The organism is Streptomyces sp. NRRL S-378 (genome assembly GCF_000720645.1).
In the GTDB taxonomy this organism is placed as follows: Bacteria; Actinomycetota; Actinomycetes; order Streptomycetales; family Streptomycetaceae; genus Streptomyces.
The window spans coordinates 1-403 of record NZ_JOBX01000208.1; the positions used below are offsets into that span (position 1 = coordinate 1).

1 protein-coding gene is annotated in these 403 nt (G+C 69.2%); it reads left to right on the forward strand.

From position 1 onward, the window contains the following. Nucleotides 1–403, forward strand: a 403-nt coding sequence (locus tag IH80_RS40410) for a condensation domain-containing protein (protein WP_037882459.1), incomplete at both ends; no start/stop codon positions are given.

Consider the following 403-nt stretch of genomic DNA (forward strand, 5'->3'; position numbering starts at 1 on the left):
CTCCCCTACGACCACCCCCGGCCCACCATCACCGACCACCACGGCGACACCGTCCCCCTCACCATCGACCCCACCCTCCACCACCACCTCACCACCCTCGCCCACAACACCGGCACCACCCTCTTCATGGTCCTCCAAGCCGCCCTCGCCACCCTCCTCACCCGACTCGGCGCCGGCACCGACATCCCCCTCGGCACCCCCGTCGCCGGACGCACCGACCAAGCCCTCGACGACCTCATCGGCTTCTTCGTCAACACCCTCGTCCTGCGCAACGACACCTCCGGAAACCCCACCTTCCGCGAACTCCTCACCCGCACCCGCACCACCGACCTCGCCGCCTACACCCACCAGGACACCCCCTTCGAACGCATCGTCGAAACCCTGAACCCCCACCGCTCCCTCG